Annotated in this window: 23 protein-coding genes; 8 read left to right on the top strand and 15 right to left on the bottom strand. The window is 62.6% G+C overall.

Translation table 11 applies throughout. From position 1 onward, the window contains the following. Positions 1 to 60: 60 nt before the first annotated feature. The 6 genes from FAZ30_RS05345 to FAZ30_RS05320 form a co-directional block, all read right to left on the bottom strand. A complete protein-coding gene (locus tag FAZ30_RS05345; protein ID WP_137008980.1) occupies positions 61 to 2,799 on the bottom strand; it encodes a DEAD/DEAH box helicase in 2,739 nt (912 codons plus the stop codon). Positions 2,800 to 2,963: 164 nt separating this feature from the next. Further along, positions 2,964 to 4,241 carry a glutamate-1-semialdehyde 2,1-aminomutase gene (gene hemL, locus FAZ30_RS05340; protein WP_124641823.1) on the bottom strand — a complete coding sequence of 426 codons (1,278 nt, stop codon included), beginning with the start codon at positions 4,239 to 4,241 and terminating at the stop codon, positions 2,964 to 2,966. A 145-nt stretch (positions 4,242 to 4,386) separates the two neighbouring features. Next, complete coding sequence (locus tag FAZ30_RS05335; protein ID WP_137008978.1) at positions 4,387 to 4,857, bottom strand: CYTH domain-containing protein; 471 nt, start codon at positions 4,855 to 4,857, stop codon at positions 4,387 to 4,389. Positions 4,858 to 4,945: 88 nt separating this feature from the next. Continuing rightward, positions 4,946 to 5,362 (bottom strand): CopD family protein, encoded by a 417-nt coding sequence (locus tag FAZ30_RS05330; RefSeq protein WP_124641820.1) that lies wholly within the window; start codon positions 5,360 to 5,362, stop codon positions 4,946 to 4,948. Positions 5,363 to 5,423: 61 nt separating this feature from the next. Continuing rightward, complete coding sequence (locus FAZ30_RS05325) at positions 5,424 to 6,242, bottom strand: M48 family metallopeptidase (RefSeq protein WP_124641818.1); 819 nt, start codon at positions 6,240 to 6,242, stop codon at positions 5,424 to 5,426. A 58-nt stretch (positions 6,243 to 6,300) separates the two neighbouring features. Next, a complete protein-coding gene (locus tag FAZ30_RS05320; RefSeq protein ID WP_045845915.1) occupies positions 6,301 to 6,465 on the bottom strand; it encodes a rubredoxin in 165 nt (54 codons plus the stop codon). Between the two features lie 73 nt (positions 6,466 to 6,538). Here FAZ30_RS05320 and thiD point away from each other — a divergent pair, with 73 nt between their 5' ends. The 3 genes from thiD (at position 6,539) to FAZ30_RS05305 (ending at position 8,521) form a co-directional block, all read left to right on the top strand. Beyond that, positions 6,539 to 7,378, top strand: coding sequence for a bifunctional hydroxymethylpyrimidine kinase/phosphomethylpyrimidine kinase (gene thiD / locus FAZ30_RS05315; protein ID WP_137008976.1), 840 nt, complete (start codon positions 6,539 to 6,541; stop codon positions 7,376 to 7,378). Next, positions 7,365 to 7,979 carry a thiamine phosphate synthase gene (gene thiE, locus FAZ30_RS05310; protein ID WP_124641816.1) on the top strand — a complete coding sequence of 205 codons (615 nt, stop codon included), beginning with the start codon at positions 7,365 to 7,367 and terminating at the stop codon, positions 7,977 to 7,979. Before thiD ends, thiE begins: the two co-directional genes overlap by 14 nt. A 92-nt stretch (positions 7,980 to 8,071) precedes the next feature. Further along, positions 8,072 to 8,521 carry a GNAT family N-acetyltransferase gene (locus tag FAZ30_RS05305; protein ID WP_124641814.1) on the top strand — a complete coding sequence of 150 codons (450 nt, stop codon included), beginning with the start codon at positions 8,072 to 8,074 and terminating at the stop codon, positions 8,519 to 8,521. A gap of 323 nt (positions 8,522 to 8,844) precedes the next feature. On the opposite strand, the gene FAZ30_RS05300 is transcribed toward FAZ30_RS05305, so the two are convergent. From FAZ30_RS05300 to waaC, 8 genes are all read right to left on the bottom strand, one after another. After that, positions 8,845 to 10,257, bottom strand: coding sequence for an efflux transporter outer membrane subunit (locus tag FAZ30_RS05300; RefSeq protein ID WP_124641812.1), 1,413 nt, complete (start codon positions 10,255 to 10,257; stop codon positions 8,845 to 8,847). Beyond that, positions 10,257 to 11,357, bottom strand: coding sequence for an ABC transporter permease (locus tag FAZ30_RS05295; RefSeq protein WP_233578324.1), 1,101 nt, complete (start codon positions 11,355 to 11,357; stop codon positions 10,257 to 10,259). Before FAZ30_RS05295 ends, FAZ30_RS05300 begins: the two co-directional genes overlap by 1 nt. Then, a complete protein-coding gene (locus FAZ30_RS05290) occupies positions 11,357 to 12,481 on the bottom strand; it encodes an ABC transporter permease (RefSeq protein WP_124641810.1) in 1,125 nt (374 codons plus the stop codon). The genes FAZ30_RS05295 and FAZ30_RS05290 overlap by 1 nt, the downstream gene beginning before the upstream one ends. Then, positions 12,478 to 14,229 (bottom strand): ATP-binding cassette domain-containing protein, encoded by a 1,752-nt coding sequence (locus FAZ30_RS05285; RefSeq protein ID WP_137008974.1) that lies wholly within the window; start codon positions 14,227 to 14,229, stop codon positions 12,478 to 12,480. The genes FAZ30_RS05290 and FAZ30_RS05285 overlap by 4 nt, the downstream gene beginning before the upstream one ends. Further along, positions 14,226 to 15,200 (bottom strand): secretion protein HlyD, encoded by a 975-nt coding sequence (gene hlyD, locus FAZ30_RS05280; protein ID WP_137008972.1) that lies wholly within the window; start codon positions 15,198 to 15,200, stop codon positions 14,226 to 14,228. The genes FAZ30_RS05285 and hlyD overlap by 4 nt, the downstream gene beginning before the upstream one ends. A gap of 5 nt (positions 15,201 to 15,205) precedes the next feature. Next, positions 15,206 to 15,841, bottom strand: coding sequence for a TetR/AcrR family transcriptional regulator (locus FAZ30_RS05275; protein ID WP_137008970.1), 636 nt, complete (start codon positions 15,839 to 15,841; stop codon positions 15,206 to 15,208). Between the two features lie 134 nt (positions 15,842 to 15,975). Continuing rightward, positions 15,976 to 17,235: a lipid IV(A) 3-deoxy-D-manno-octulosonic acid transferase gene (gene waaA, locus FAZ30_RS05270; RefSeq protein WP_137008968.1), complete on the bottom strand. Its 1,260-nt coding sequence runs from the start codon at positions 17,233 to 17,235 to the stop codon at positions 15,976 to 15,978. Then, complete coding sequence (gene waaC, locus FAZ30_RS05265) at positions 17,232 to 18,194, bottom strand: lipopolysaccharide heptosyltransferase I (RefSeq protein ID WP_124641800.1); 963 nt, start codon at positions 18,192 to 18,194, stop codon at positions 17,232 to 17,234. Before waaC ends, waaA begins: the two co-directional genes overlap by 4 nt. 496 nt (positions 18,195 to 18,690) lie before the next feature. Here waaC and FAZ30_RS05260 point away from each other — a divergent pair, with 496 nt between their 5' ends. The 3 genes from FAZ30_RS05260 to FAZ30_RS05250 all read left to right on the top strand — a co-directional run bounded on the left by FAZ30_RS05260 (position 18,691) and on the right by FAZ30_RS05250 (position 21,094). Then, positions 18,691 to 19,458, top strand: coding sequence for a glycosyltransferase family 2 protein (locus tag FAZ30_RS05260; RefSeq protein ID WP_124641798.1), 768 nt, complete (start codon positions 18,691 to 18,693; stop codon positions 19,456 to 19,458). Then, the gene (locus FAZ30_RS05255; protein WP_124641796.1) at positions 19,455 to 20,432 is read left to right on the top strand and encodes an NAD-dependent epimerase; all 978 of its coding nucleotides are present in this window, start codon (positions 19,455 to 19,457) and stop codon (positions 20,430 to 20,432) included. The genes FAZ30_RS05260 and FAZ30_RS05255 overlap by 4 nt, the downstream gene beginning before the upstream one ends. Before the next feature lie 164 nt (positions 20,433 to 20,596). After that, positions 20,597 to 21,094, top strand: a complete 498-nt coding sequence (locus tag FAZ30_RS05250; protein WP_124641794.1) for a GNAT family N-acetyltransferase — start codon at positions 20,597 to 20,599, stop codon at positions 21,092 to 21,094. 13 nt (positions 21,095 to 21,107) lie between these two features. Here the strand turns inward: FAZ30_RS05250 and FAZ30_RS05245 are convergent, their stop codons facing one another. Beyond that, positions 21,108 to 21,782 carry a hypothetical protein gene (locus tag FAZ30_RS05245; protein WP_124641792.1) on the bottom strand — a complete coding sequence of 225 codons (675 nt, stop codon included), beginning with the start codon at positions 21,780 to 21,782 and terminating at the stop codon, positions 21,108 to 21,110. Between the two features lie 173 nt (positions 21,783 to 21,955). Between FAZ30_RS05245 and FAZ30_RS20370 the strand changes: the two genes are divergently transcribed. Beyond that, on the top strand, positions 21,956 to 22,111 hold the full coding sequence (locus FAZ30_RS20370; RefSeq protein WP_158613544.1) for a hypothetical protein: 156 nt from the start codon (positions 21,956 to 21,958) through the stop codon (positions 22,109 to 22,111). Between the two features lie 82 nt (positions 22,112 to 22,193). Next, a complete protein-coding gene (locus FAZ30_RS05240; RefSeq protein ID WP_137008966.1) occupies positions 22,194 to 23,408 on the top strand; it encodes a cation:proton antiporter domain-containing protein in 1,215 nt (404 codons plus the stop codon). The last annotated feature ends 95 nt before the right edge of the window (positions 23,409 to 23,503 follow it).

The following is a 23,503-nucleotide window of genomic DNA, read 5'->3' as shown; positions in this document are numbered from 1 at the left end:
TTATTATTCCAAATAGATACGAATTTGGATATTCACATAGGATGTTGAGCAAAACAAGCGTCAGTAGTCCTGCAACAAGGCCAGTAGAGCGGCGCCATCCAGCTGGGCCGCCATGTCGCCGCCTTCCAGCAGGCTGTCGGCCAGCGCGCGTTTTTCTGCATGCAGGGCGACGATTTTTTCTTCGATGGTGTTTTCCGCCACCAGCCGGTACACCGTCACCGGCCGCTGCTGGCCCATGCGGTAGGCACGGTCGCTGGCCTGGTCTTCCACCGCCGGATTCCACCACGGGTCCAGGTGGATCACATAGTCGGCCGCGGTCAGGTTGAGGCCGGTGCCACCGGCTTTCAGGCTGATCAGGAAGACATCGCCCTCGCCAGCCTGGAAGGCATCCATGCGCGCCTTGCGCTGCTTGCCGGGCGTGGCACCGTCCAGGTACTGGTAGGCAATGCCTTGCTCATCCAGCCATTGCCGCGCCAGTGCAAGATGATCGACAAACTGGCTGAACACCAGCGCCTTGTGGCCGTTGTCCAGCAGCTCGCCCAGCAGTTGGCAGAACACGGCAAACTTGCTGGCGGGCAGGGCGGTGTCCGGCTGCAGCAGCGCCGGGTGGCAGCAGAAACGCCGCAGCCGGGTCAGCTCGGCCAGCACCTGCATGGTCTTCTTGTCCTGGCTGTCGACCTCGGCCAGTTTTTGCAGCGCCTGCTGGCGCATGGCCTCGTACACGTGCAGCTCCTGCTCGGACAGGGGAATGCGGCGGGTGATGTCGGTGCGCGGCGGCAGCTCGGTCAGCACCTGCGCCTTGGTACGGCGCAAGAGATAGGGCTGGATCATGGCCTTGAGCGCGGCGCGGGCCTCTTCATCCCCCTCGGCAATCGGCTGGACAAAGCGCTGCTGGAAGCGCTCCTCATTACCCAGCAGGCCGGGAGTGACGAAGCGGAACAGGCTCCACAGCTCGCCCAGATGGTTTTCCACCGGCGTGCCACTGGCGGCCAGGCGGAAATCCGCCCGCAGGCTTTGCGCGGCCTGGGCGCGTTTGGTGCTGGCATTTTTGATGGCCTGCGCCTCGTCCAGCACCACGCTGGCCCAGTGCACGGCGGCAAATTGTTCGCCCTGCAATTGCAGCAGGCCGTAGCTGGCAATCACCAGATCCTGCGGTCCGACTGTGGATAAGTCCCGCTGCTGTTGATAAGGGCGCAAGCGCAGGCTGGGAGCGAAGCGGGCGGCCTCGGCCAGCCAGTTGAGCGCCACCGAGGTGGGGGCCACCACCAGCTGCGGCCCGAGATGGGCACGGTCCAGCAGCAGCGCCAGCGTCTGCACCGTCTTGCCCAGCCCCATGTCGTCGGCCAGGCAGGCCCCGGCCCCGATATGCGCCAGCCGCGCCAGCCAGGCAAAGCCTTGCAACTGATAGGGCCGCAAGTTGGCCTGCAAGCTGGCCGGCACTTGCGGGGCATAGTCGCGCAGGCTGTCCCAAGCCGCCAGCCGCTGCTGCCAGTCGGCATCGCCGGCAAAGCTGCCGATCTGCTCACCCAGTGCGGCCAGCGCGGGCGCGCTGAGCAGACTCAGCCGCAGGCCGCCGGACACCGCGTGGTCGGCCAGCAGCGCCAGCTGTTGCAGCCGGGCGGCCAGGCTGTCGGACAAGGCCAGCCAGTCCTGCTCGGACAGGCGCAGATACTGGCCGGGCTGATTGGCCAGCACCTCCAGCAGCTGACGCAGCTGCAGCACACGGTCTTCGTCCACCTGTACTTCGCCGGTCACTTCCAGCCAGCCATGCTTGCGCTGCACCTTCAGCCGCAGTTGGGGCAGGCCGGCCTTGCTCTGGATGCGCAGGCGCTGGCCTTGCGGCCAGACGCACTCCAGCCGCAACGGGGCGATGGCTTGCAGCTGTTCGACAATGCCCAGCGCCTGGCCATGATCGGCCAGCAGCCATTCCAGCACCCCGTCAGGGTCGGGCCGGGCCGCCGCCAGTGCCGGGCAATCCTGCAGCAACCGCTGCACCGCCTGTTTCTCCTGCTGCAACTGGCGTTGAAACTGAATGGGCCGGCCCTGTTCCAGCGCCACCTGCTGCCATGGTCCGCGCCCCGGCGGATACCAGGCGGCATGCTCGGCCACCCGGCAGCGCAGTTGCAGGCGCAAGCCTTCCGGCAGCGGCACCAGCACGGCAAACAGCCGGCTATCGGCCGGGCAGGTGGGCAGGTCATCGCCATAGTCGGCATCCACCAGCTCGATCGGCAGCCACGGCACCATGTCGCCAATGGCCTCCAGCAGTTTTTTGCGCGCCGCCAGTGGCACGGTCAGGCTGTGACCAAGCAAGGCTGCCAGCTGGCGAATCTCCGGCCCCGGCCAGTACACCAGCAGGCTATTGGCGCCGCTGTGCTGCCACAAACAGTGCTGACAGGCGGCGATACCCGGCGGACTTAACTGCAACAGCAATTGCTGCTGCTGGCGCTGCATCAGCAGGCTGATCTGCCCGGCTTCCAGCGTGAGCGGCTGATCCGGCGCGTCTTCCCGGAACAAGGCGGGATGGCCCAGCAGCAGGGGCAGGGCGGCTTCGCCCTCCAGCTCGGCCAGACTGCTGCCATCCGCCAGCTGATGGGTGCGCTCAAGCTGGACTATCACCAGCCGGTCCTGCGCGCTCAGCCAGTCCCACTGGTCGGCCTGATCCAGCAAGCGCCCCAGCGGCAGCACCCGGCCCCGGCTCCAGCCGGACTCGCTCTGCTGCTGCAGGCAGGGGGTAAGACGGATGCCGGCTTCATTGGCCAGAATGCGCCAGGCCAGGCGCTGGGAGGGGATGGGATTCATGGGGTGATAACAAGATGGCACAGCCCGCTATTGTGCCTCAGCTGTCGGCAGGCAGCAGTGGTGATGGCGGTATCTGACCACGGGTGAAGCATGGGGCCATGTGGCCGGGAAATGAAAACAGCCGCCCGCAGGCGGCTGTCCGGTCAAGCTACAAGGTCAGCCGCTCAGATGCGGGCCAGGGCGCGGCGGGCGGCGGCGATGGTCTGCTCGATGATTTCGTCGGTATGGGCAATGGAGACGAAACCGGCCTCGTAGGCCGACGGGGCCAGGTACACGCCTTCTTCCAGCATGGCGTGGAAGAAGCGGTTGAAGCGGGCGCGGTCGGAAGCGGTCACCTCGGCATAGCTGCTAGGCACGGCATCGCAGAAATAGATGCCGAACATGCCGCCCACGCTGTCGGTGGCCATCGGCACACCGGCTTCTTTGGCCGCTTCGGCCAGGCCTTGGGCCAAGCGGGCGGTGCGACGGCTGAGGGTGGCGTGGAAGCCCGGTTCCTGGATCAGCTTGAGCGTGGTCAGGCCGGCAGCCACAGCCACCGGGTTGCCGGACAGGGTGCCCGCCTGGTAGACATTACCCAGCGGCGAGATGCAGCCCATGATGTCGGCGCGGCCACCAAAGGCCGCCAGCGGCATGCCGCCGCCAATCACCTTGCCCAGCGTGGTCAGGTCGGGCTTGATGCCGTGCAGCGCCTGGGCGCAGCCCAGATCAACACGGAAACCGGTCATCACTTCGTCGTAGATCAGCACCGTGCCGTGTTTTTCGGTGAGCGCGCGCAGGGTTTGCACGAATTCGGCCGACGGCTTGATCAGGTTCATATTGCCGGCAATCGGCTCCAGGATGACGCAGGCGATCTGGTCGCCGATTTCCTGGAAGGTGCGTTCCAGCTGCTCGACGTTGTTGTACTCCAGCACCAGGGTGTGCTTGGTGAAGTCGGCCGGCACGCCACCGGAAGAGGGGTTGCCAAAGGTCAGCAGACCGGAACCGGCCTTGACCAGCAGGCTGTCGGAGTGGCCGTGGTAGCAGCCTTCGAACTTGACGATGGCGTCACGGCCGGTAAAGCCACGCGCCAGACGGATGGCGCTCATGGTGGCTTCGGTGCCGGAAGATACCAGGCGCACTTGCTCCACCGAGGGCAGCAGCTTGCAGATTTCTTCGGCGATATCCAGTTCGGCTTCGGTGGGCGCGCCAAAGGACAGGCCGTCCACGGCGGCATCCTGTACCGCCTTGATCACGGTGGGGTGGGCATGGCCGACGATGGCCGGGCCCCAGGAGCCGATGTAGTCGATGTACTGCTTGTCGTCGGCATCCCAGAAGTGTGCACCCAGGGCCTTTTTGACGAAACGCGGCGTGCCGCCTACCGAGCCGAAGGCGCGTACCGGCGAATTGACGCCGCCGGGGATGGTTTTCTTGCCACGTTCAAACAGTTCGAGATTGCGGGACATGCTGTTTCCTTATGACGGGTAGGGCGCAAACCGTGTGGTTTGCTGCCTGAATCGGGTTTGCCGGCGCGGCAGGTCATGGACCACAGTTAATCCATGCAGGCAAAAGCGTTATTTTTCCACAGCCGGGCCGGCCGGTGTTGGCATTTCACTGCTGCGCCCAGCTGGTGTAAGGGTTCTTGGACAGATAGGCATTGGTATAGCGGCCGTCCTGTGTCACTTCCGCGCCGACCCAGTGCGGTTTTTCAAACGGCGTATCTTCGGCTGGCAGCTCGATTTCGGCCAACACCAGCCCGGCATTCTCGCCGAAAAACTCGTCGACTTCCCAGACATAGCCGCCAAACTCGATACGGTGGCGCAGCTTGTCCACCACCATCGGGCACATGGCGTCCATGATGGTCTGGGCATCGGCCAGCGGGATGGCGTATTCGAATTCATGGCGGCTGATGTCGCTGATATTGCCCTTGAGGGTGAGCCAGGCCTGATCGCCGACAATGCGCACGCGCACGGTGCGTTCCTTTTCCACCGACAGATAACCCTGGCGGTATTGCACGCCTGCGGCGAGGCCACGCCAGTCATTGTTGGTAATGACAAAGCGGCGTTCGATTTCCAGTCCCATGCTGTTGTTTCCCGTTCAGGGCGCTCGGCCCTGCATTCATTCATAAGCTCAGCGCCGCGCCACGCGCCGCGCCAACATCAAAACGGCTTCAAAACGGTTTCACCACCACCAGAATCACCACCGCGCACAAGGCCAGCACCGGGATTTCATTGAAATAGCGGTACCAGACATGGCTGTGGCGATTGGCCGCAGCGACAAAGTCGCGATACAGCTTGCCGCAGTACAGGTGGTAGGCAATCAGCAGCGCCACCAGGGTGAGCTTGGCATGCAGCCAGCCGCCGCCAATGCCAAAGCCCTGCCACAGCCACATGCCCAGCACCAGGGCCAGCACCGCCAGCGGCGTCATGAAGCGGTACAGCTTGCGTGCCATCAGCAGCAGGCGGTCGTATTCCGCCCCCGGCGCAGCCATGGCCAGGTTGACGAAGATGCGCGGCAGGTAAAACAAGCCGGCAAACCACGAGGTGACAAAGATGATGTGGAAGGCCTTGAGATAGAGATACGCCATTCAGACTCCGTTCAGACTTCGTTGCATGCAGGCTGCGCGGCCTGTTTCACGTGAAACGGCATCAGCCACGCTTGGCCTGCTGATAAAGCGGCATGACTTGCGGGATATGTGCCTGCAAATCGCTGATGCGCGTGGGCCCGGACGGGTGGGTGGAGAGGAACTCCGGCCCGCTGCCACCGCCAGCGCTCATCATTTTTTTCCACACATTCACCGCGGCATTGGGGTTGTAGCCGGCACGCGCCATCAGCTCCAGACCGATGATGTCGGCTTCCGACTCCATGGTGCGGCTGTGCGGCTTGCTCAGGGCAACATCCGCCGCCATGCCGGCCAGATTGAGCTGGCTCTGGTTCAGCCCGGCCACCGCGCCCACCACCGACAGGCCCATCTGCTGGGCATAGGCCTGGCTCATGGTTTCCCGGCTGTGTTCGCGCAGCGCATGGGCAATTTCATGGCCGATGACTGCTGACATTTCGTCATCCGTCAGCTGCAAGCGCGTCACCAGGCCGGAATACACCATGATCTTGCCCCCCGCCATGGCATAGGCATTCAGCTCCTGCGTCTGCGCCACATTGACCTCCCACTTCCAGCGGGCGGCATCCGGGCGGAACACCGGGGTCTGGGCGATCAGCCGTTGCGCCACGCGCCGGACCCTTGCCGTGAGCGCCTTGTCGGTATTGAGCTTGCCGGCCCCACGTGCCTGGCTGAGCTGCCCGGCATAGGATTTGGCCGAGGACTGCTCCACCTCCTGCGCGCTCAGCCACATGTTCTGGCTGCGATTAATGCCCACCGCGCCACTATTGGTGGTGTTGACCTGGGCACAGCCGGCCAGCGCCAGCAATAGCACCGTATGGGAAAAGACTTTTCTGCAAACTTGTTTCATGCCACATTCCTTGCCACGGCCTGCAAGCCATGATGATGATGCACTGCTGCCGGCCAGGTTAGATTTCCACCATTTCGAAATCGTCCTTGCGGGCATCACAATCGGGACAGGTCCAGTTGGGCGGAACATCTTCCCACGGCGTTCCCGGCGCGATGCCGTCTTCCGGTCGCCCGGCTTCTTCGTCGTAGATGAAACCGCAGATCAGACACATCCATGTGCGCATACGTTTATCCCAAGCTCGGTTAAAATAGTCATTCTAATTGCTGCTGCACGATCTGACCAAAGAGGTTACCGCCTTGTCCACATTGCCCCCCCCGCCCGCCGTACTGACCCTGGCCGGCTCCGATCCCTCCGGCGGTGCCGGCATCCAGGCCGACATCCTCACCCTGGCCAGCCTGGGCTGCCATCCCTTGTCGGTCATTACCGCCATCACCGTACAGGATACCGTGGGCGTGGATGACTTCATGGTGCTGGATTCCGACCTGGTCAACGACCAGGCGCGCTTCCTGCTGGAAGACATTCCGGTGCTGGTGTTCAAGATCGGCATGCTGGGCAGCGTGGAAAACGTCGCCGTGGTGGCGCAGCTGATTGCCGACTATCCGGATGTGCCCGTGGTGCTGGACCCGGTGCTGCGCAGCGGCGGCGGCCACGAACTGGCCGACGACGACCTGATTGCCGCCATGCGCGACCTGTTGATTCCGCAGGTGTCCATCATCACTCCCAACAGCATGGAAGCCCGCCGGCTGGCGATGAACGACCCGGACGAAGACGAAGAACTGAGCCTGGACGAATGCGCCAAGCGTCTGCTGGCGCTGGGCTGCCCGCATGTGCTGATTACCGGCACGCATGAAAATACCAAAGAAGTCATAAACAGTCTGTACAGTCCCAACGGCATCGTACGCGCCGACCGCTGGGAGCGGCTGCCCGCCAGCTACCACGGCTCCGGTTGCACCCTGGCATCGGCCATTGCCGGCATGCTGGCCACCGGGCTGATGCTGCCCGAGGCGGTACGCGAAGCACAGGAATATACCTATCAAAGCCTGGTGGCGGGTTTCCGCCCAGGCATGGGCCAATACATCCCGGACCGGATGTTCTGGGCCCGCGAAGACGAAGGAGCAGAGGGTGACAGTGATTAAGGGCTTGTATGCGGTATCGCCGGAGGCGGATGACAGCGAGCAACTGCTGGCCAAGGTCAGCCGCGTGCTGGACAACGGCGTGGCCATCCTGCAATACCGCAACAAGAGCGACAACACCGTGCGCCGCCTGCGCCAGGCCAGCTTGCTGGCCAGCCTGTGCAAGAGCCGCCAGGTGCTGTTCCTGATCAACGACGATGTCACCCTGGCCCGTGCGGTGGAAGCCGATGGCGTGCATCTGGGCAAGACTGATGGCTCGGTGGCCGATGCCCGCGCCGTATTGGGAAAAAACGCCATCATCGGTGTGTCCTGCTACAACGACATCGCCCTGGCCGAACAAGCCGCCCGCGACGGTGCCAGCTATATCGCCTTTGGTGCCGTCTACCCCTCGCGCACCAAGCCCCATGCCGTGGCCGCGCCGCTATCGCTGTTTGCCGAGGCGAAAAAGCTGGGCCTGCCCAGCGTGGCCATTGGTGGCATCACCCCGGACAACGCTGCCGAGGTGGTGGCAGCAGGTGCCAGCGCCATCGCCGTGATCGGTGGCCTGTTCGATGCTGCCGACCCCGCCGCCGCTGCGCGCCAGATGGCGGCGCTGTTCGACTAAGCGCAGCAGACCAGGAACAGGTTCTAACAAGCACCCCCGCATTCCCCCAACCTTGCAGACTACGCCGGCACGTCCGGCAGCCAGGAGTGAGCATGACAGCCTTTCACTTTGCGCCGGCCTGTGCCGCTGATTTTGACGAATTGCTGGCGCTGCGCCTGCGCGCCTTGCGGGTCAGTCTGGAGGCATTGGGCCGCTACGACCCGGTGCGGGCACGCCAGCGCTTTACCGAACAGTTCCAGCCGGCATACTGTCGCCACATCGTGGTGGAGGGACGCCGCGTGGGCTGTGTCTCGCTCAAACCGGCCGAGGATGGCCTGCTGATCGACCAGTTCTACCTGCAACCGGCCTGGCATGGCCGTGGCCTGGGCAGCCAGGTATTGCAGGCCTTGCTGGCCGAGGCCGACGAGCTGGGCCTGCCGGTACAGGTGGAGGTGCTCAAGGGCAGCCGGGCCAATGCCTTTTACCAGCGCCAGAACTTTGTGCTGCAGGCCGACGGCCCTTACGACAATTACTACCGCCGTGCCGCCTGTGTAGCCGCCTGATCGACTTGCCTTGCTGGTGTGGCTGCCTGGCCGCACCAGCCTTCTCCCGGTACTAAGAACCTGTTCATAGTCTGCTGGATTTAGTCGAAATGGGGTGATACCGCGTTAAAAACACCTGCAGAATGCTCATTTACTTTATGTAAACTCCGCTTCCCCACTTCATTTCCAGTCGTTTTCGCCTTGTCTCACTCTAGCTCGCGAGACTTTGAACAGGCTCTAAGAGCAGCTAACAAAATAGCGTAGCGTCCCTGGGGCAAGGCGCGCCGACGCCGACAGTACATAGGGTACGGCGGGTTTTTGTTAGCGGCGCTACGCCGGCAAATTCATTTCACGTCCCCGCCCAAGGCCTTGAACAAGGCCACCAGATTTTCCGCCTGCGCCTGCTGCGATGCCAGCCATTGCTCCCTGACCAGCGCCAGTTGCTGGCTTTGCCCCAGCACTTCAGTCTGGGCCGCTTCCCCCACCTGCAAGCGCTGCCGCGCGATGTCCAGCTGGCGGCCGGCCAGTTGCAGGCTGCTGTGCAAGGCTTGCTGACGCTGCCCCTCCTGCTGGTAACGCAATAGCGCGGTTTCGGTATCGGCCAGTGCGCCCAGCACTCGCTGGCGATAAGCCGCCACGGCGGCATCGCGGGCTGCTTCACGGCTACTGACCTGGTTTTTCAGCCGGCCACCATTCAACAGGGGCAGGCTCAGTTGCGGGCCGACATTCCAGAAGCGGCTGGCGGCGGCAGTCAGCTTGCCCTCGTGGATGGAATCCCAGCCACCGCTGCCCACCAGCACCAGCCTGGGATATTGCTCGGCCACCGCCACACCGATGTCCGCCGTGGCCGCCGCCAGTTCGCGCTCGGCCTGGCGAATGTCGGGCCGGCGGCGCAGCAAGTCTCCCGGCAAGCCGATAGGTGGCTGCGCCAGCACGGCGGGTATCGGCAGCTCGCCGGCCAGTCGGGCTTCCACCGTGGCCAGTGGCTGATCCAGCAACACGCTCAAGGCGCTCAGCGCCACACCCTGCGCCGTCTGCAAGGGCGGCAGCGTGGCTTGCAGGCTGGCCACGCTGGCAGCGGCCTGGTTCAGTTCGCTGTCGGACACCTCGCCGCTGTGCCGCAACAAGCGGGTCAGACGCAAGGTGTCCTGTGCAGCCGCCAGCTGGGTCTGGGCATTGCGCTGGCGTGCCGACCAACCGCGATAGTCGATCACATTGCGCGCCACCTCGGCCGCCACCCGCAGGGCGATATCCGCTTGCTGTTGCTGCAGGCTGTCCAGCCGGGCGCTGGCGGCTTCGCGACTGCGCGCAGTGTGGCCGAACAGGTCGATTTCCCAGCTGGCATCCAGCCCCAGGCGATAGTCGTTGAAACCGGTTTTGGGATTGGCCAACGGGATATTGGCAAAGTTTTCACTGTTGCGGCTGAACTGGTCACGGCCGCTGCGCGCGCCGGCACTCAGTTGCGGCCACAGCGCGCTCTCCACCTGACCCAGGCTGGCGCGGGCCTGGCGCACCCTTGCCTCGGCCTGGGCCAGATCCAGATTGGCCTGCAGCGCCTGCTCCACCAGCTGGCTGAGGGCGGCATCGTCAAACACCGTCCACCACTGCTGCTGCACCGGTTGGCTGGCCGCAGCGGCCGGCTGGAAATGAAACTGCGCAGGCAGGCTGCTGGCCGGTGGCTGGTAATCCGGCCCCACCGCGCAGGCGCTCAGCGCCGCGCTGGCCAAGAAAAGAAAAATCCGCTGGCGAGATGACATCAGTGACTCCTGCGCAAGAACATCAGATAGGCCAGTGCCAGCGTGCTGGCGGCAATCGCCAGTAGTGGCCACAGCTGCGGCCAGGCTTCGGCAAAGCCATAGCCTTTCAGGAATATCCCCTTGACGATGATGATGAAGTGGCTGAGCGGGTCCACCGCGCTGACCAGCCGCAGCGGCAAGGGCATGTTTTCCACCGGGGCCATGTAGCCGGACAGGATGACGGCGGGCGACATGAAGGCAAACGAACCCATGAAGGCCTGCTGCTGATTATTGCTGACCGCAGAAATCAGCAGGCCGAAGCCCACCAGCGACAGGCCGTAGCACAGCATGGACAGCATCAGCAGCCACACCGTACCGGCAAACGGAACCTGGTAAACCCACACCGCAGCGGCCGCGATGATGCAGCCTTGCACCAGCGCCACCAGCATGCCGGGCAGGGCCTTGCCGGCCATGATGTAGCCCGCTGTCAGCGGCGACACCAGCAATTGTTCGAAAGTGCCTTCCTCGCGTTCGCGCGCCAGCGACAGCGCCGTCACCATCAGGCAGCCGATGGTGGTGATGATGGCCACCAGGCTGGGCAGCACAAACCAGCGGTATTCCAGATTGGGGTTGTACAGGTTCTGCACCACCAGCCTGGCCGCCGGAGCCTGATGGCGGCGCTCGGCGGCAAACTGCTGGATCACCTGCAGCGCATAGCCATAGGCGATTTGCGCGCTATTGCTGCGCCGGCCGTCGATGATGGCCTGGGCAGCCACGCTCTGGCCGGCCGCCAGCTTGCGCGACAGATCCTGCGGCAGGCTGATGGCCAGCAAGGCCTGCTGGCGGTCTATCACCTGCTGCATTTCTTGCTGGCTGTGCAGCATCAGCACTTGTGGAAAGGCCTGGGTGGCCGCCAGCCGCTGTACCAGCTCGATGGAAGCGGCACCGCCATCCTGGTTGAACACCGCCAGCGTGCTGTTTTTCACTTCCAGCGTGGCGGCAAAGGGAAACAGCAGCAGCTGCAGCAATACCGGCGCAATCAGCAGGCGGCGGCTTTGCGGAGTGCGCAGCAGCGCCTGCATTTCCTTGCGGATCAGGGTGAACAGCCGTTGCCACATCATCAGTTGCCATCCAGTCGGCGCGGCGTCCGCCAGGCGGTCAGCCCCAGCCAGAAGGCGGCGGACAGCAGCAGAAACAGCAGGTTGATCAGCAAGACCGGCCAGATTTCACCAGCCTGGAATAGTGTCTGCAAGGCGCTGACGAAATAGCGCGCCGGAATCAGATAAGTCACCGCCTGCACCGCCAGCGGCATGCTGCGGATTTCAAACACGAAACCGGACAGCATGATGGCCGGCAGAAAGGCCGCCGTCAGCGCAAACTGCGCGGCAATGAACTGATTGCGCGTGGTGGTGGACAACAGCAGGCCCAGCCCCAGCGCACTGCCCAGAAACAGGCTGGTGACCACAAACAACACCCACAGCGAACCGCGCAGCGGCACGCCCATCACCAGCGTGGCCACCAGCACGCACATGCTCATCGCCGCCATGCCCAGCAGGTAGTAGGGAATGATCTTGGACAGCAGCAGCTCGCTGCGAGTGACCGGGGTGGACAGCAGCGCTTCCATGGTGCCGCGCTCCCATTCGCGCGCCACCACCAGCGAGGTGAGCAGGGCACCGATGATGGTCATGATCACCGAAATCGAGCCGGGCACCAGATAGTTGCGGCTGACCGTGGTGGGGTTGAACCAGTAGCGTGCCTGCAGCGTCAGCCCGGCAGGGGCAGCCTGGCCTGGCTGGCGCTGGGCCTGCCACAGCTGCCACACGCCCTGCACATAGCTGGCGACAAAATTGGCGGTATTGGGCTCGGCCCCGTCGGTCAAGAGCTGGATGGCAGCCGCCCCCTGACCTTGCCTGACCTTGGCGGAAAAATCGCTGCGCAGGATCACCACCCCGCGCACGCTGCCCAGCTGCAGCTGCTGGCGCATGGCTGCTTCGGAAGCCGACAGGCTGGCGGCTATATAGGGCGAGGCTTGTAGCGTCTGGACAAAACGGCTGGCTTCCACGCCGCCATCCTGCTGCACGATGCCGAGGCGCACCCGGTTGGCATCCAGATTGATGCCATAGCCGTAGATGAACAGCAGCAACACCGGCAGCACAAAGGCAATCAGGATGCTGCTGGGGTCGCGCACGATCTGGTAGCTTTCCTTGCGGCACAGCGCGGCAAGCCGGCGCAGGCTGAGGCTCATGGGGCCTCCCGCTGCCGGTCGTCGCGCTCCACCAGCGCAATGAAGGCGTCTTCCATGCTGGGGTCGGGCAGTTCAGCACTGGCCACCATGGCCTTGAGGGCGTCCGGCGTGCCAGCAGCGATCATCCGCCCACGGTATACCAGGCCAATGCGATCACAGTATTCGGCTTCGTCCATGAAATGGGTGGTCACCATCACCGTTACCCCCTTGTCGACCAGGCCGTTGATATGGCTCCAGAATTCGCGCCGGCTGACCGGGTCCACCCCGGAAGTGGGTTCATCCAGAAACAACAGTGGCGGCTGGTGCATCAGCGCGCAGGACAGCGCCAGCCGCTGCTTGAAACCCAGCGGCAATTCGCCGGCATTCATGGCAAGAAAAGGCTGCAGGCCGAACACCCGCACCATATCGGCCACCGCCGCGCGCTGACGCGCACCGGACAGGCCATAGATGCCGGCAAAAAACGCCAGGTTCTGTGCCACGCTCAGATTGCCGTACAGGGCGAATTTCTGCGCCATATAGCCGATTTGCTGCCGCGCCTGGCTGGCGGATTTTTTCAGGTCCAGCCCCATCACCCGTGCCTCGCCGCTGCTGACCGGCAACAGGCCGCACATCATCTTGAAGGTGGTGGATTTACCCGCGCCATTGGGGCCGAGCAGGCCGAATATTTCGCCACGGCGGATGCGGAAATCCACATGATCGGTGGCGACAAAATCACCAAAGCGGCGGGTGAGCTGCTGGGCCACGATGACGGCTTCGGCATCCACACCAGCCGGCAATCGCGCGGGCGGCATGTGCTCGGTCAGCGGTGAATCGCCACCGGGCCCGCCACCCAGCAAGTCGATGAAGGCATCTTCCAGCCGCGGTTTGACCGCTTGCAGGCAGGCTTGCGGCCCGGCGTCCAGATGGGTGAGATCCGGCAGCTTGCCGGCCTCGCGCAATACCAGCCGCACCGCATGGCCTTGCAGTGCGCCGTCGATTACCGCAGGGCTGCGCAGCGCACGCTGCAGCACCTGCCGTCGGTTGCCGACAATGTTCTGCAACAACATGCTACGCCCCTGCATGCTGTCCATCAGGCTTTGCGGGCTGCCGCTGTATTGCAGGCGGCCTTCATGCATCAGCAATACCTGGTCGCACAGCTCGGCCTCGTCCAGATAGGAGGTGCTCCACAGCACCGCCATGCCGCCATCGGCCAGACTGCTGACCATGCGCCACAGCTCGCGGCGCGAAATGGGATCGACGCCCACGCAGGGTTCGTCCAGCAACAAAATGCGCGGCGAGCCCAGCAGGGTGCAGGCCAGGCCCAGCTTCTGTTTCATGCCGCCGGACAGCTTGCCGGCCAGCCGGTCGGTAAAGCGGGCCAGATCGGTAAAGTCCAGCAGGCGTTCAAAACTGTCCGTCCTGGCCTGGCCGGTGACGCCACGCAAATCGGCATATAGCGTGAGGTTTTCCAGCACGGTGAGGTCTTCGTACAGGCCGAATTTCTGCGGCATATAGCCCAGTTGCAGGCGCAAGGCATCGCCAGCGCTGACCGGGTCCAGCCCTTCTACCCGGATGCTGCCGGCGCTGGCCTTGAGCAAGCCGGCCATCAGCCGCAGCAGGGTGGTTTTGCCGGCACCATCCGGCCCGACCAGCCCGGTAATCACGCCACGGCGGATGTCCGCACTCAGCTCGCACAGCGCCGGCCGCCCGGCAAAGGCGTGGCTGACTGCCTGCAGGCGGATGGCAATGGTGTCCTCGGTGGCAGTCATGGCCGGGCCAGCTTGACCGTCACCGGCATGCCCTGACGCAGGGCGGCATCCGGCTGGCTGACAATCAGCCGCAGCCGGTAGACCTGGGCGGTGCGCAGGTCGGCGGTTTCCACATTCTTGGGGGTGAATTCCGCCGTGGGTGAGACAAAGCCCACCACTGCGGCATAAGGCTGGCTGCGCCCATCGCGGTAAATCCATACCTTGCGTCCCGGCTGGGCCTGGCCAAGTTGTGGCTCGGCCACATAGGCACGCACCCATACCGGTTTGCTTAAGGACAAGGTCAGCACGCTGCTGCCGGCAGCCAGCATGCTGCCCGGCTCCACCGCACGGGTGAGGATGATGCCATCAGCCGGGGCTGCGAGTACGGTATCGGCCAGTTGCAGGCGGGCAGCCGCCAGCTGCGCCTGGGCGCGTTGGACATTGGCGTCCACCTCGGCCACTTCCTGCGGCCGGTAGCCCTTGCTCAGTGCCTGATACTGCTGCTGCGCCGCCTGGTATTGCGCCTGCGCCTGATCATGAGCAGAGCGGGCAGCATCCAGTGCCTTGACCGCAGCGGCGCCACTGCCGGCCAGTTCCTGCTGGCGCTGCCAGGCGGCACTGGCGTCGGTCAGCACCGCCTGGCGGGCATCCAGCGCGGCGCGCGCCTGTGCCACGTCCTCGCTGCGGTAACCCTGATGCATCAGCGATTGTCTGGCCTGGAGTGCGGCCAGTGCCGCTGCGGCATCGGCCACGGCATTGCGCTGCGGCGCATCATCCAGCCGGCCCAGCACTTGTCCGGCCTTGATCTGCGCGCCTTCGTCCACCTGCAATTGCTGCAGCCGGCCACCCACGCGGAAAGACAGGTTTACCTCGCGGATATCCACATTGCCGGACAACACCAGCTCATCAGCTGCCTGCTGATGCTGCCACCACACATAGCCACCACCAGCCAGCAGCAAGACGGCAATGCCAAACAATAGGCGCTTGTTCATGTGAATCACTCCTGACAACTGAGGCCCTTGAGCGCCCAGTTCAATCGCTGTTGCAGATGAGCCGGTTCCAGCGCATAGCTGGCCAGCGCTTTTTGCAGCATGTCCGGCAGCATGGCTTTGCCATTGCCCAGTTGCTGCAGCAATACCGGAAAACCCAGTGCCGACATCAAAAACATCAGCTGATGCAAGGGCGGAGCCACGCCTAGCTGGCCGGCCTGTTGTGCTTCGCTCAGACATTGCAGCAGCAGCTGCGGATGACGCGGTGCCAGATTGCGAATGAATGCCAGCACGGCGGCTTCGCCGGAGCCGGCGTCCAGCAGCAACTGGCTGATGAGGCCGCGCTGTTCGCGCAGGAAATCCATCAGTTGCAACAGCATGGCAGACAAGCGGCTGAGCGCTGCGCCTTCTTGCTGCTGCACTGCCTGCAATTGCTGGTAGAGCGGCCCATACCAGTGCTCGAGCAATTCGGCGGCAAATTGCTGGCGGCTGCCAAAGTGATAGACAAAGCTGCCGGTATTGACCCCGGCCTGCTGGCACAAACCGCGCACGGTCAGCTGACGCAGGCCGTGTTCGCGCATCAGTTGCAAGCCGTGTTGCAGCAGCAGGGAGCGGGTGGGATGCAGGGCGGGTTCGCTGTTCATGCCATCAATTTATACATATGTATAAAAATGGCAAAGCACTATTCGCGGAATGGGTCGAATCTTGATGCAAAACAGGAAAAACATTGCATCACGTGGCGGGATGACAACAGCACAGCAGCTTGATGTCAGCGGCGTCAAGACGGCTGCAGATGGCGCTGCAACAAGGCCAGGATGCGCTGGCTGGCCCCACGGTGGGCGGCGGTAAAGGCCTGCGCCGCCATGCTCATCTGCTGACGACGCACACCATCCTGCAACAGGCCGAGGGCCTGTGCCACCAGCTGTCCGGCATCGGCCACTTGCAAGGCAGCGCCTGCCTCCAAGGCCAATTTACTGGCCTCGGCAAAATTGAACATGGACGGGCCAAACAATACCGGCAGGCCCAGGCTGGCCGGCTCGATCAGGTTCTGCCCGCCCAGCGGCAGCAGGCTGCCGCCGACAAAAGCCACTTCGGCACAACCATAGTAGGCAAACAGCTCGCCCATGCTGTCGCCCAGCCACACGCTGGTGTCGGCAGCAATCGACGCGTTGTCGCTGCGCCGCTGCACGGCAAAGCCCATGCTCTCTGCCTGCATGGCCACGGCGGCGAAGCGCTCGGGGTGGCGCGGCACCAGCAGCAGTAGGGTATTGCTGACATTCGCCTGTTGCCAGGCCTGCAGGATCAGCGTTTCTTCACCGTCGCGGGTACTGGCGCAAATGAACACCGGGCGCTGGCCGATGCGCTGCCGAAACTGCGCTGCCAGTTCGGCCATGGCGGCTGGCGGGGTGAAATCGTATTTGGTATTGCCACAGACTTGCGGGTCAACTGCACCCAACTGCTGCAAACGTTCGGCATCTTGCGGACTTTGTGCGGCAATGGCAGTCAAACTGCGCAGGGCCGGCACAATCAAGCCCTGAATGCGCTGATAGCCGCGCAGCGATTTTTCCGACAACCGGGCATTGGCCAGAAACAGCGGCACCCCTTGCCGCTGTGCCGCATGCAGCAGATTCGGCCAGATTTCGGTTTCCATCAGTACGCCAAAGCGCGGCTGCCAGCAGGCCAGAAAATCGCGCACCGCACCGGGGTAGTCGTAAGGCAGATAACGTACTTCGGCATCCGGGTAGAGCTGGCGCGCGGTATCGCGGCCGGTAGGTGTCATCTGCGTCAGCAGCAGCGGTGCATCCGGCCATTGCTGGCGCAGTGCCTGAATCAAGGGCAGGGCGGCGCGGGTTTCACCAACAGAAACGGCATGAATCCAGATGGCACCGGTGGCTCGTGGCGTGCGGGCAGCACCAAAACGCTCGTCCCAGTGCTGCAGATAGGCAGGCGCCTTGCGCGCCCGTTTTTTAAGATAGCGGCGGATCAGCGGCGTGGCCGCCCACCACAACAGCGAGTACAGCCCGCGCCGCCAATTCATGCCATGTCCTTGCGCGCCAGCAGGGCCTGCATCACCTCATCCACCGTCGGGCATTGGCCGATGCCGCCCAGATTGGTGGCCCAGGGGGTTTCCACCACGCCGGTCTTGCTCGGGTCGGTATCGGTATAAATGGCCACCAGCGGCACATTCAGCGCATTGGCCAGATGGCACAGCCCGGTATCCACGCCGATGACAGCACGGGCATGGCCCAGCACGCCACAGGCTTCCACCAGATTCATGCGCGGTGCCACCACCGCTTGCGGCATGGCAGCCGCCAGCCGTTCTGCCCGCTGCTGTTCTGCGGCATTGCCCCAGGGAATGATCAGCTGCAGGCCGTGCTGGGACACCAGCTGCTTACCCAGCGCAATCCAGTCTGGCTCCGGCCATTCCTTGGAAGCGCGGCTGGTGGCATGCAGCAGCACGGCGTATTGACCTGCCGGCAGCCAGTCCGGCCGCAGCGCCGCTGGAACGCCAAATTGCGGGCTGCCTTGCGTCTGGTAGCCAAATACCTTGGACAACAGCAAGCGACAGCGCTCGACCGCTGACAGCGACCAGTCGACACGATGGGCCTTGTCATACAGCAGGCAGGCCAGCGGTTCGCGAATGCTCTGGCGGTCGTAACCGGTCAGCGGGGCGCAGCTTAGCTTGGCCGGCAGCGCACTTTTCAGCAGTCCCTGGCAATCCACCACCAGCTCCCAGCGGGTGGCACGCAGCTTGCCCCGCATGGCCTTGATTTCTGCCCAGGTGGCCGCGGACAGCAGGTTTTTGCGCCAGCGCCGCCAGGCCAGGGTAATGACTTCATCCACCGCCGGGTGCAAACGGGCGATGTCAGCGAAGTTTTCCTCGGCCAGCCAGCTGATACGAAGGTTGGGGTAGTGCGTTTTCAGCTCGGTAATGGCAGGCCAGGTGTGGATAAGGTCGCCCATCGACGAGGTACGCACGATCAGTACGTTCATCATGGCGCGCATTGTAACCGAGCGTCGCTGTGGTTAACCACGTAAAATCCACAGGCAGCATTTGTGGATAAGCAGCTGTGAATAATTTCGGCCATATTTATCCACAATCTGCCAGCCCTCCCACCACCCGATTAATCCCAGTGCCATCAACAGGGCAAGCTACTGAACAGATAACGGTTTTTCAGGGTTATCAACAGAAAAGCGCTGCTCTCATTAGTCTCTTCATAATAAAATTGGGCTTAAGATAACTAATCAGGACACGACAGAAATGCGTATTCACAGACCGGCTTGGTCAAGTCACTGACAGCATGTGGATAAACCCGGTCTGCAGCACACTGCCAAAGTTATCCACAAAGGATCATGTCTTCAGTCATGCGCTGACCAACAACTTTCAATCTGCAATAAATCATTGAATAAACTGGTAAATAAGGACTTATCCACAACAAGTGGGCCTCTTCTACTAGTTTCTTCCATATACATATGGGAATAACAAGAAAAGATGCGAGAACCGCTCAGCGTTGTGCTCATCACCAAAAATGCCGCTCTGCAGCTGGAAAAAACACTGGCGAGCATTCAGTGGGCTGATGAAATCGTGGTGGTGGATTCGGGAAGTACGGATGAAACCGTGGCGATAGCTTCTGCCTATAAGGCAAAAGTTATCCACCAGGACTGGCTGGGATTCGGTCCGCAGAAGCAATTTGCTGTCGCTGCCGCCAGTCATGACTGGGTGTTGTGTCTGGATGCAGACGAATGGCCATCGCCAGAATTGGTATTGCAAATCAAACAGATACTGAACAATCCACAGGCAGCTGCTTACCGTTTTGCCCGCAGCAACCGTTTCATGGGTCGTTTTCTCAAGCATGGCGAAGGCTATCCGGACTGGAGCCTGCGCTTGTTTGATCGGCGCCAGGCACGCTGGTCGGACGACCTGGTACACGAGTACGTGCAGACCGACAGCCCTGTGGAAAAACTCTCCGGCGACCTGATGCACGAGTCGGGTGAGGACATTGCGCTGTATCTGAGCAAGCAGAACCGCTACACCAGCCTGCAAGCCGAATTGCTGTATAAACGCGGGAAAAAGGCGGGATGGGCCAAGCTGGTGTTCAGTCCGCTGCTGCGCTTTGCCAAGTTTTACCTGGTGCGACGTGGTTTTCAGGACGGTTTGCCCGGTCTTGTCCACATCAGCATTGGCTGCTTCAACAGCTATATCAAATACGCCAAGCTCAACGAGCTGTATCGTTTGGGAAGGCAGGGAAACAGGAAATGAAGATTCTGCTGACCGGTGTGGCCGGTTTCATTGGAAGAGCCGTGGCCGAACGCCTGTTGCAACAAGCGGGAATCGAGGTCGTGGGGGTGGATAATCTGAATGATTACTACCCGGTGAGCCTGAAACAGGCCCGCCTTGCCACGCTGGAGGGCCGTGACGGCTTTCGCTTCGTGCAACTGGACCTGGCTGACTGGACGGCGCTGAACGCGCTGTGTGTGGCGGAAAGCTTCGATTACGTGATTCATCTGGCAGCGCAGGCCGGCGTGCGCTATTCCATCGACAATCCGCATGTCTACGCCCAGAGCAATCTCTTGGGCATGACCAATGTGCTGGAAGCCTGCCGTCGTCACGCGGTGAAGCACCTGGTGTATGCCAGCTCCAGCAGCGTGTACGGCCAGAATGCCAAGGTGCCGTTTGCCGAGGACGACCGGGTGGATGCGCCGGTGAGCTTTTATGCCGCCACCAAGAAAGCCAACGAGGTGATGGCGCACAGCTATGCCCACCTGTATGACCTGCCTTGTACCGGCCTGCGCTTTTTCACCGTGTATGGCCCGTGGGGCCGACCGGACATGGCTCCGTGGCTGTTTACCGAGGCCATCTTGCAAGGCCGGCCGATCAAGGTGTTCAACCACGGCCAGATGCAACGCGATTTCACCTACATCGACGATATTGTCGAAGGCGTGGTGCGGGTGATGCAGCATGTGCCAAGGGCAGGCAAGGGCCAGCCGCCCTATGCCCTGTTCAATATCGGCAATCACAATCCGGTGGCGCTTATGGATTTCATCCACAGCATCGAAGCTGCCTGCGGTCGTGAAGCGGTGAAGGAGTACTACCCGATGCAGGATGGCGATGTGCCGGTGACCTATGCCGATACCAGCCGGCTGCGCGCTGCCGTGGGCTTTTCCCCGGACACACCATTGCAGACCGGCATGCAGGCCTTTGTTGACTGGTATCGCGGCTATCACCAGTGCTAAAGGCCATGATCTGGCCACTTGCTGCCGCATAGAGGCGGCGTGGCGCGCTGCTGGCGCGTTTTTGCCATACCGGTTGGTCAGGATGGCTGGCGCAGCGTGGCGGGCGGTTTACGGGCCTGTTCTGGCCAGCTCGGTTTTTTCAATCGCGGATGACAGGTACTGATATGCAGATACGCCCGGCACTTGGCGCGGATGTGGCCGCGCTCCAGCAACTGATACTGAACGACGGGCCGAATGACTGGAATTATTTGCCGGCTGATGGCGTGGCTGCGACGCTGCAGCAATTGGCGGCAGGCCATGTGCAGGGCTTGCTGGCAGAACAGCAGGGCAAGCTGGTGGGTGCCATGCTGTTTGTCTGCGACGACCCTTATCCGCAGTACCGCCCGGCCGATATCGCGCCAGCGCAGGCGGCTTTTTTGATCGAGGCGGTGATCAGCCGCGACTGTGCCGGGCAGGGCCTGGGCAGCCGGCTATTGCTGGCGGTGTGTGCGGCCTTGCGTGAACAGGGCTGTGGCTGGCTGTGTGCCGACCGCCATCAGGAAAATGCCGGCTCGGCCGGGATGATGCGCAAGGCGGGTTTGGCCGAGCTGGGCAGTTATCCGGATAGCGAACGGCGCTGGAGTGGTTCGCGCCGTACTAGCGTGTGCGGCCGGCGTCTGTAGTGGCCGAGGGCTCTCAGTACAGTTTGGCATTGAGACTGAACACCGCCTGCCAGCCGGCCGTGTGCTGGGATTGCTGATCGGCCATCCAGCGTGAACCAGCACCGACATCCACTGACCAGCGCGGGTTGAAGGGGTGGTTGAGCATCAGCAGCAGATTGCTTTGCTCAAGATGCCGTCCGCTGTCATTGGCCTGATGTCCCAGACTGCTGGCGCGCTGTTTATCGGCCAGGCTGCCCCAGCCCAGCAGGCTGATGCGCTGGTTCTGCCAATGGCCCAGGGTGATGTCCAGATTGAGCAGCAACAGGCTGCCGGGGCTGGCATGGCCCAGCCGGTCGGCATAGCCGATGGAGAGTGAACCATCCTGCGGCAGATCCAGCCCGTAGCGCGCCACACCCATCCAGTGGCTGGAATTGGCCCCCAGTTCCCACTGGCTTTCATTGGCGGCCGCCAGCGATACCCAGCCACCCGGAGCCGGCAGGCCGACACCGGCCTCGCCCTGCTGCAAGAACAGGCTGCCATAGGGCGTATCGTGGCGCAGATCGATATTCGGCTGCAGGCGGGACCCGCTGCCGGCGCTGGTCTGGTAGACCGTGCCAGCCAGGCTGAGTGTCATGCTGCGCACCGCTTCCTCGGCCAGACAGGGCTGAGCGAGCAGCAGGATGGGCAACAGGGAAAAAGCACGGGCCATGGCGACTCCAGGGGCAGGGTGATGAGGCTTGATTCCGGCTGCATGGAAACCATTTTCCGCGGGCAGCTGCCGCTGTCGGCAGAGAATACGCCGTGCTTGCGCTCCTGCAAACCGCGTAGCCATACATTCCGCAGGCAGTGCCGTGCGCATGCCATTCAGCATGAGCTGCGGTCATGTTGCTTGGCATATTTTTTTGCAGCCTGCCGCGCCTGGTGCAGTGGATTGCCCGCCGTTGTGTTCAAGCTGATGAATTCATGTCTGAATTTGCGGTGGCAGGCTTGCCGGCAGCTGTGCATTTTTATGCATTATTAATTATTTGTGTTTTTTAATGAAAAACTCAATATTAAGCGGAACTACATCGACTTTTTTACTATCAGTCATTGCATCAAGACTTTGCCGGAGGGCTGCGCCATGCTTCATCATTCGCCCCTGATTGCCACCATTGTCGGCAGTCTGGTGTTTGCTTTCATCCTGGGAACGCTGGCTTTTCGCCTGCGCCTGCCGCCGCTGATCGGCTATCTGTGTGCCGGCATCGTGGCCGGTCCGTTTACGCCCGGTTTTACCGCCGACGGCCAGATTGCACCGCAACTGGCGGAGATGGGTGTCATCCTGCTGATGTTCGGCGTTGGCCTGCATTTTTCGGTACGCGATTTGCTGTCGGTCAAGGCCATTGCCTTGCCGGGGGCCATCGGCCAGATTCTGCTGGCCACGGTGCTGGGGATGGGCATGTCGCAGCTCTTGGGCTGGCCGCTGGGCGAGGGCGTGGTGTTCGGGCTGGCCTTGTCCACCGCCAGTACCGTGGTCTTGCTCAAGGCCTTGCAGGAAAAGAATCTGGAACAGACTGATGATGGCAAGATCGCCATCGGCTGGCTGGTGGTGGAAGACCTGGTGATGGTGCTGACCCTGGTGTTGCTGCCCATCTTTGCCGGGGTGCTGGGTGGCAAGGGCGCAGCCACCGCCATCAGCGGTAGCGCGGTGCTATGGACCATCGTGCTGACGCTGGGCAAGGTGGCGGCTTTTGTGGCGCTGATGCTGGTGTTTGGCCGCAGGTTCATTCCGTGGATGCTGGAGCGCATCGTGTATACCGGCAGCCGCGAGCTGTTCCGGCTGGCGGTGCTGTCCACGGCGCTGGGGGTGGCTTACGGGGCGTCCTTGCTGTTTGATGTGTCGTTTGCGCTGGGGGCCTTCTTTGCCGGCATGGTGCTGGCCGAGTCACCGCTCAGCCACCGCGCGGCGGAAGAATCGCTGCCGCTGCGTGATGCCTTTTCCGTGCTGTTTTTCGTGTCGGTCGGCATGCTGCTCAATCCCTCGGTCTTGTTGCATAACTTCTGGGAAGTGCTGGGCACGTTGTTGATCATCGTGGTGGGCAAGTCGCTGGGGGCTTATGGCATTGTGCGCCTGTTTGGCCGCAGCCCGGCCACTGCGCTGACCATTGCCGCCAGTTTGGCGCAGATCGGCGAATTTTCCTTCATTCTGGCCGGCTTGGGCATTACCTTGGGCCTGATGGGCGAGCACTGCCATTCGCTGATTCTGGCCGGTGCCATTCTGTCCATCCTGATCAATCCGCTGCTGTTTGTCTGGACCGAACGCTATCGCCAGCGCCAGCAGCAGGCGCTGGACAGCTGACGCAAGGGCTGGCTTAGCGCGGCTAAAACATTGCGTAAGGTACCTGGGGCAAGGTGCGCTGCCGCAGACAGTACAAGGGTAGGGCCAGGAGGCGG

This window comes from Aquitalea aquatilis (genome assembly GCF_005155025.1).
Classification (GTDB): Bacteria; Pseudomonadota; Gammaproteobacteria; order Burkholderiales; family Chromobacteriaceae; genus Aquitalea; species Aquitalea aquatilis.
The sequence above is the reverse complement of the archived record's forward strand: the minus strand, read 5'-3'. Positions and strand labels throughout refer to the sequence as shown.

Bases quoted from the DNA above. Each gene is read 5' to 3' on its own strand.
- FAZ30_RS05345 (WP_137008980.1), bottom strand. From the start codon at position 2,799: ATGAATCCCATCCCCTCCCAGCGCCTGGCCTGGCGCATTCTGGCCAAT.
- hemL (WP_124641823.1), bottom strand. From the start codon at position 4,241: ATGTCCCGCAATCTCGAACTGTTTGAACGTGGCAAGAAAACCATCCCC.
- FAZ30_RS05335 (WP_137008978.1), bottom strand. From the start codon at position 4,857: ATGGGACTGGAAATCGAACGCCGCTTTGTCATTACCAACAATGACTGG.
- FAZ30_RS05330 (WP_124641820.1), bottom strand. From the start codon at position 5,362: ATGGCGTATCTCTATCTCAAGGCCTTCCACATCATCTTTGTCACCTCG.
- FAZ30_RS05325 (WP_124641818.1), bottom strand. From the start codon at position 6,242: ATGAAACAAGTTTGCAGAAAAGTCTTTTCCCATACGGTGCTATTGCTG.
- FAZ30_RS05320 (WP_045845915.1), bottom strand. From the start codon at position 6,465: ATGCGCACATGGATGTGTCTGATCTGCGGTTTCATCTACGACGAAGAA.
- FAZ30_RS05305 (WP_124641814.1), top strand. From the start codon at position 8,072: ATGACAGCCTTTCACTTTGCGCCGGCCTGTGCCGCTGATTTTGACGAA.
- FAZ30_RS05300 (WP_124641812.1), bottom strand. From the start codon at position 10,257: ATGTCATCTCGCCAGCGGATTTTTCTTTTCTTGGCCAGCGCGGCGCTG.
- FAZ30_RS05295 (WP_233578324.1), bottom strand. From the start codon at position 11,357: ATGATGTGGCAACGGCTGTTCACCCTGATCCGCAAGGAAATGCAGGCG.
- FAZ30_RS05290 (WP_124641810.1), bottom strand. From the start codon at position 12,481: ATGAGCCTCAGCCTGCGCCGGCTTGCCGCGCTGTGCCGCAAGGAAAGC.
- FAZ30_RS05285 (WP_137008974.1), bottom strand. From the start codon at position 14,229: ATGACTGCCACCGAGGACACCATTGCCATCCGCCTGCAGGCAGTCAGC.
- hlyD (WP_137008972.1), bottom strand. From the start codon at position 15,200: ATGAACAAGCGCCTATTGTTTGGCATTGCCGTCTTGCTGCTGGCTGGT.
- FAZ30_RS05275 (WP_137008970.1), bottom strand. From the start codon at position 15,841: ATGAACAGCGAACCCGCCCTGCATCCCACCCGCTCCCTGCTGCTGCAA.
- waaA (WP_137008968.1), bottom strand. From the start codon at position 17,235: ATGAATTGGCGGCGCGGGCTGTACTCGCTGTTGTGGTGGGCGGCCACG.
- waaC (WP_124641800.1), bottom strand. From the start codon at position 18,194: ATGATGAACGTACTGATCGTGCGTACCTCGTCGATGGGCGACCTTATC.
- FAZ30_RS05260 (WP_124641798.1), top strand. From the start codon at position 18,691: ATGCGAGAACCGCTCAGCGTTGTGCTCATCACCAAAAATGCCGCTCTG.
- FAZ30_RS05255 (WP_124641796.1), top strand. From the start codon at position 19,455: ATGAAGATTCTGCTGACCGGTGTGGCCGGTTTCATTGGAAGAGCCGTG.
- FAZ30_RS05250 (WP_124641794.1), top strand. From the start codon at position 20,597: ATGCAGATACGCCCGGCACTTGGCGCGGATGTGGCCGCGCTCCAGCAA.
- FAZ30_RS05245 (WP_124641792.1), bottom strand. From the start codon at position 21,782: ATGGCCCGTGCTTTTTCCCTGTTGCCCATCCTGCTGCTCGCTCAGCCC.
- FAZ30_RS20370 (WP_158613544.1), top strand. From the start codon at position 21,956: ATGTTGCTTGGCATATTTTTTTGCAGCCTGCCGCGCCTGGTGCAGTGG.
- FAZ30_RS05240 (WP_137008966.1), top strand. From the start codon at position 22,194: ATGCTTCATCATTCGCCCCTGATTGCCACCATTGTCGGCAGTCTGGTG.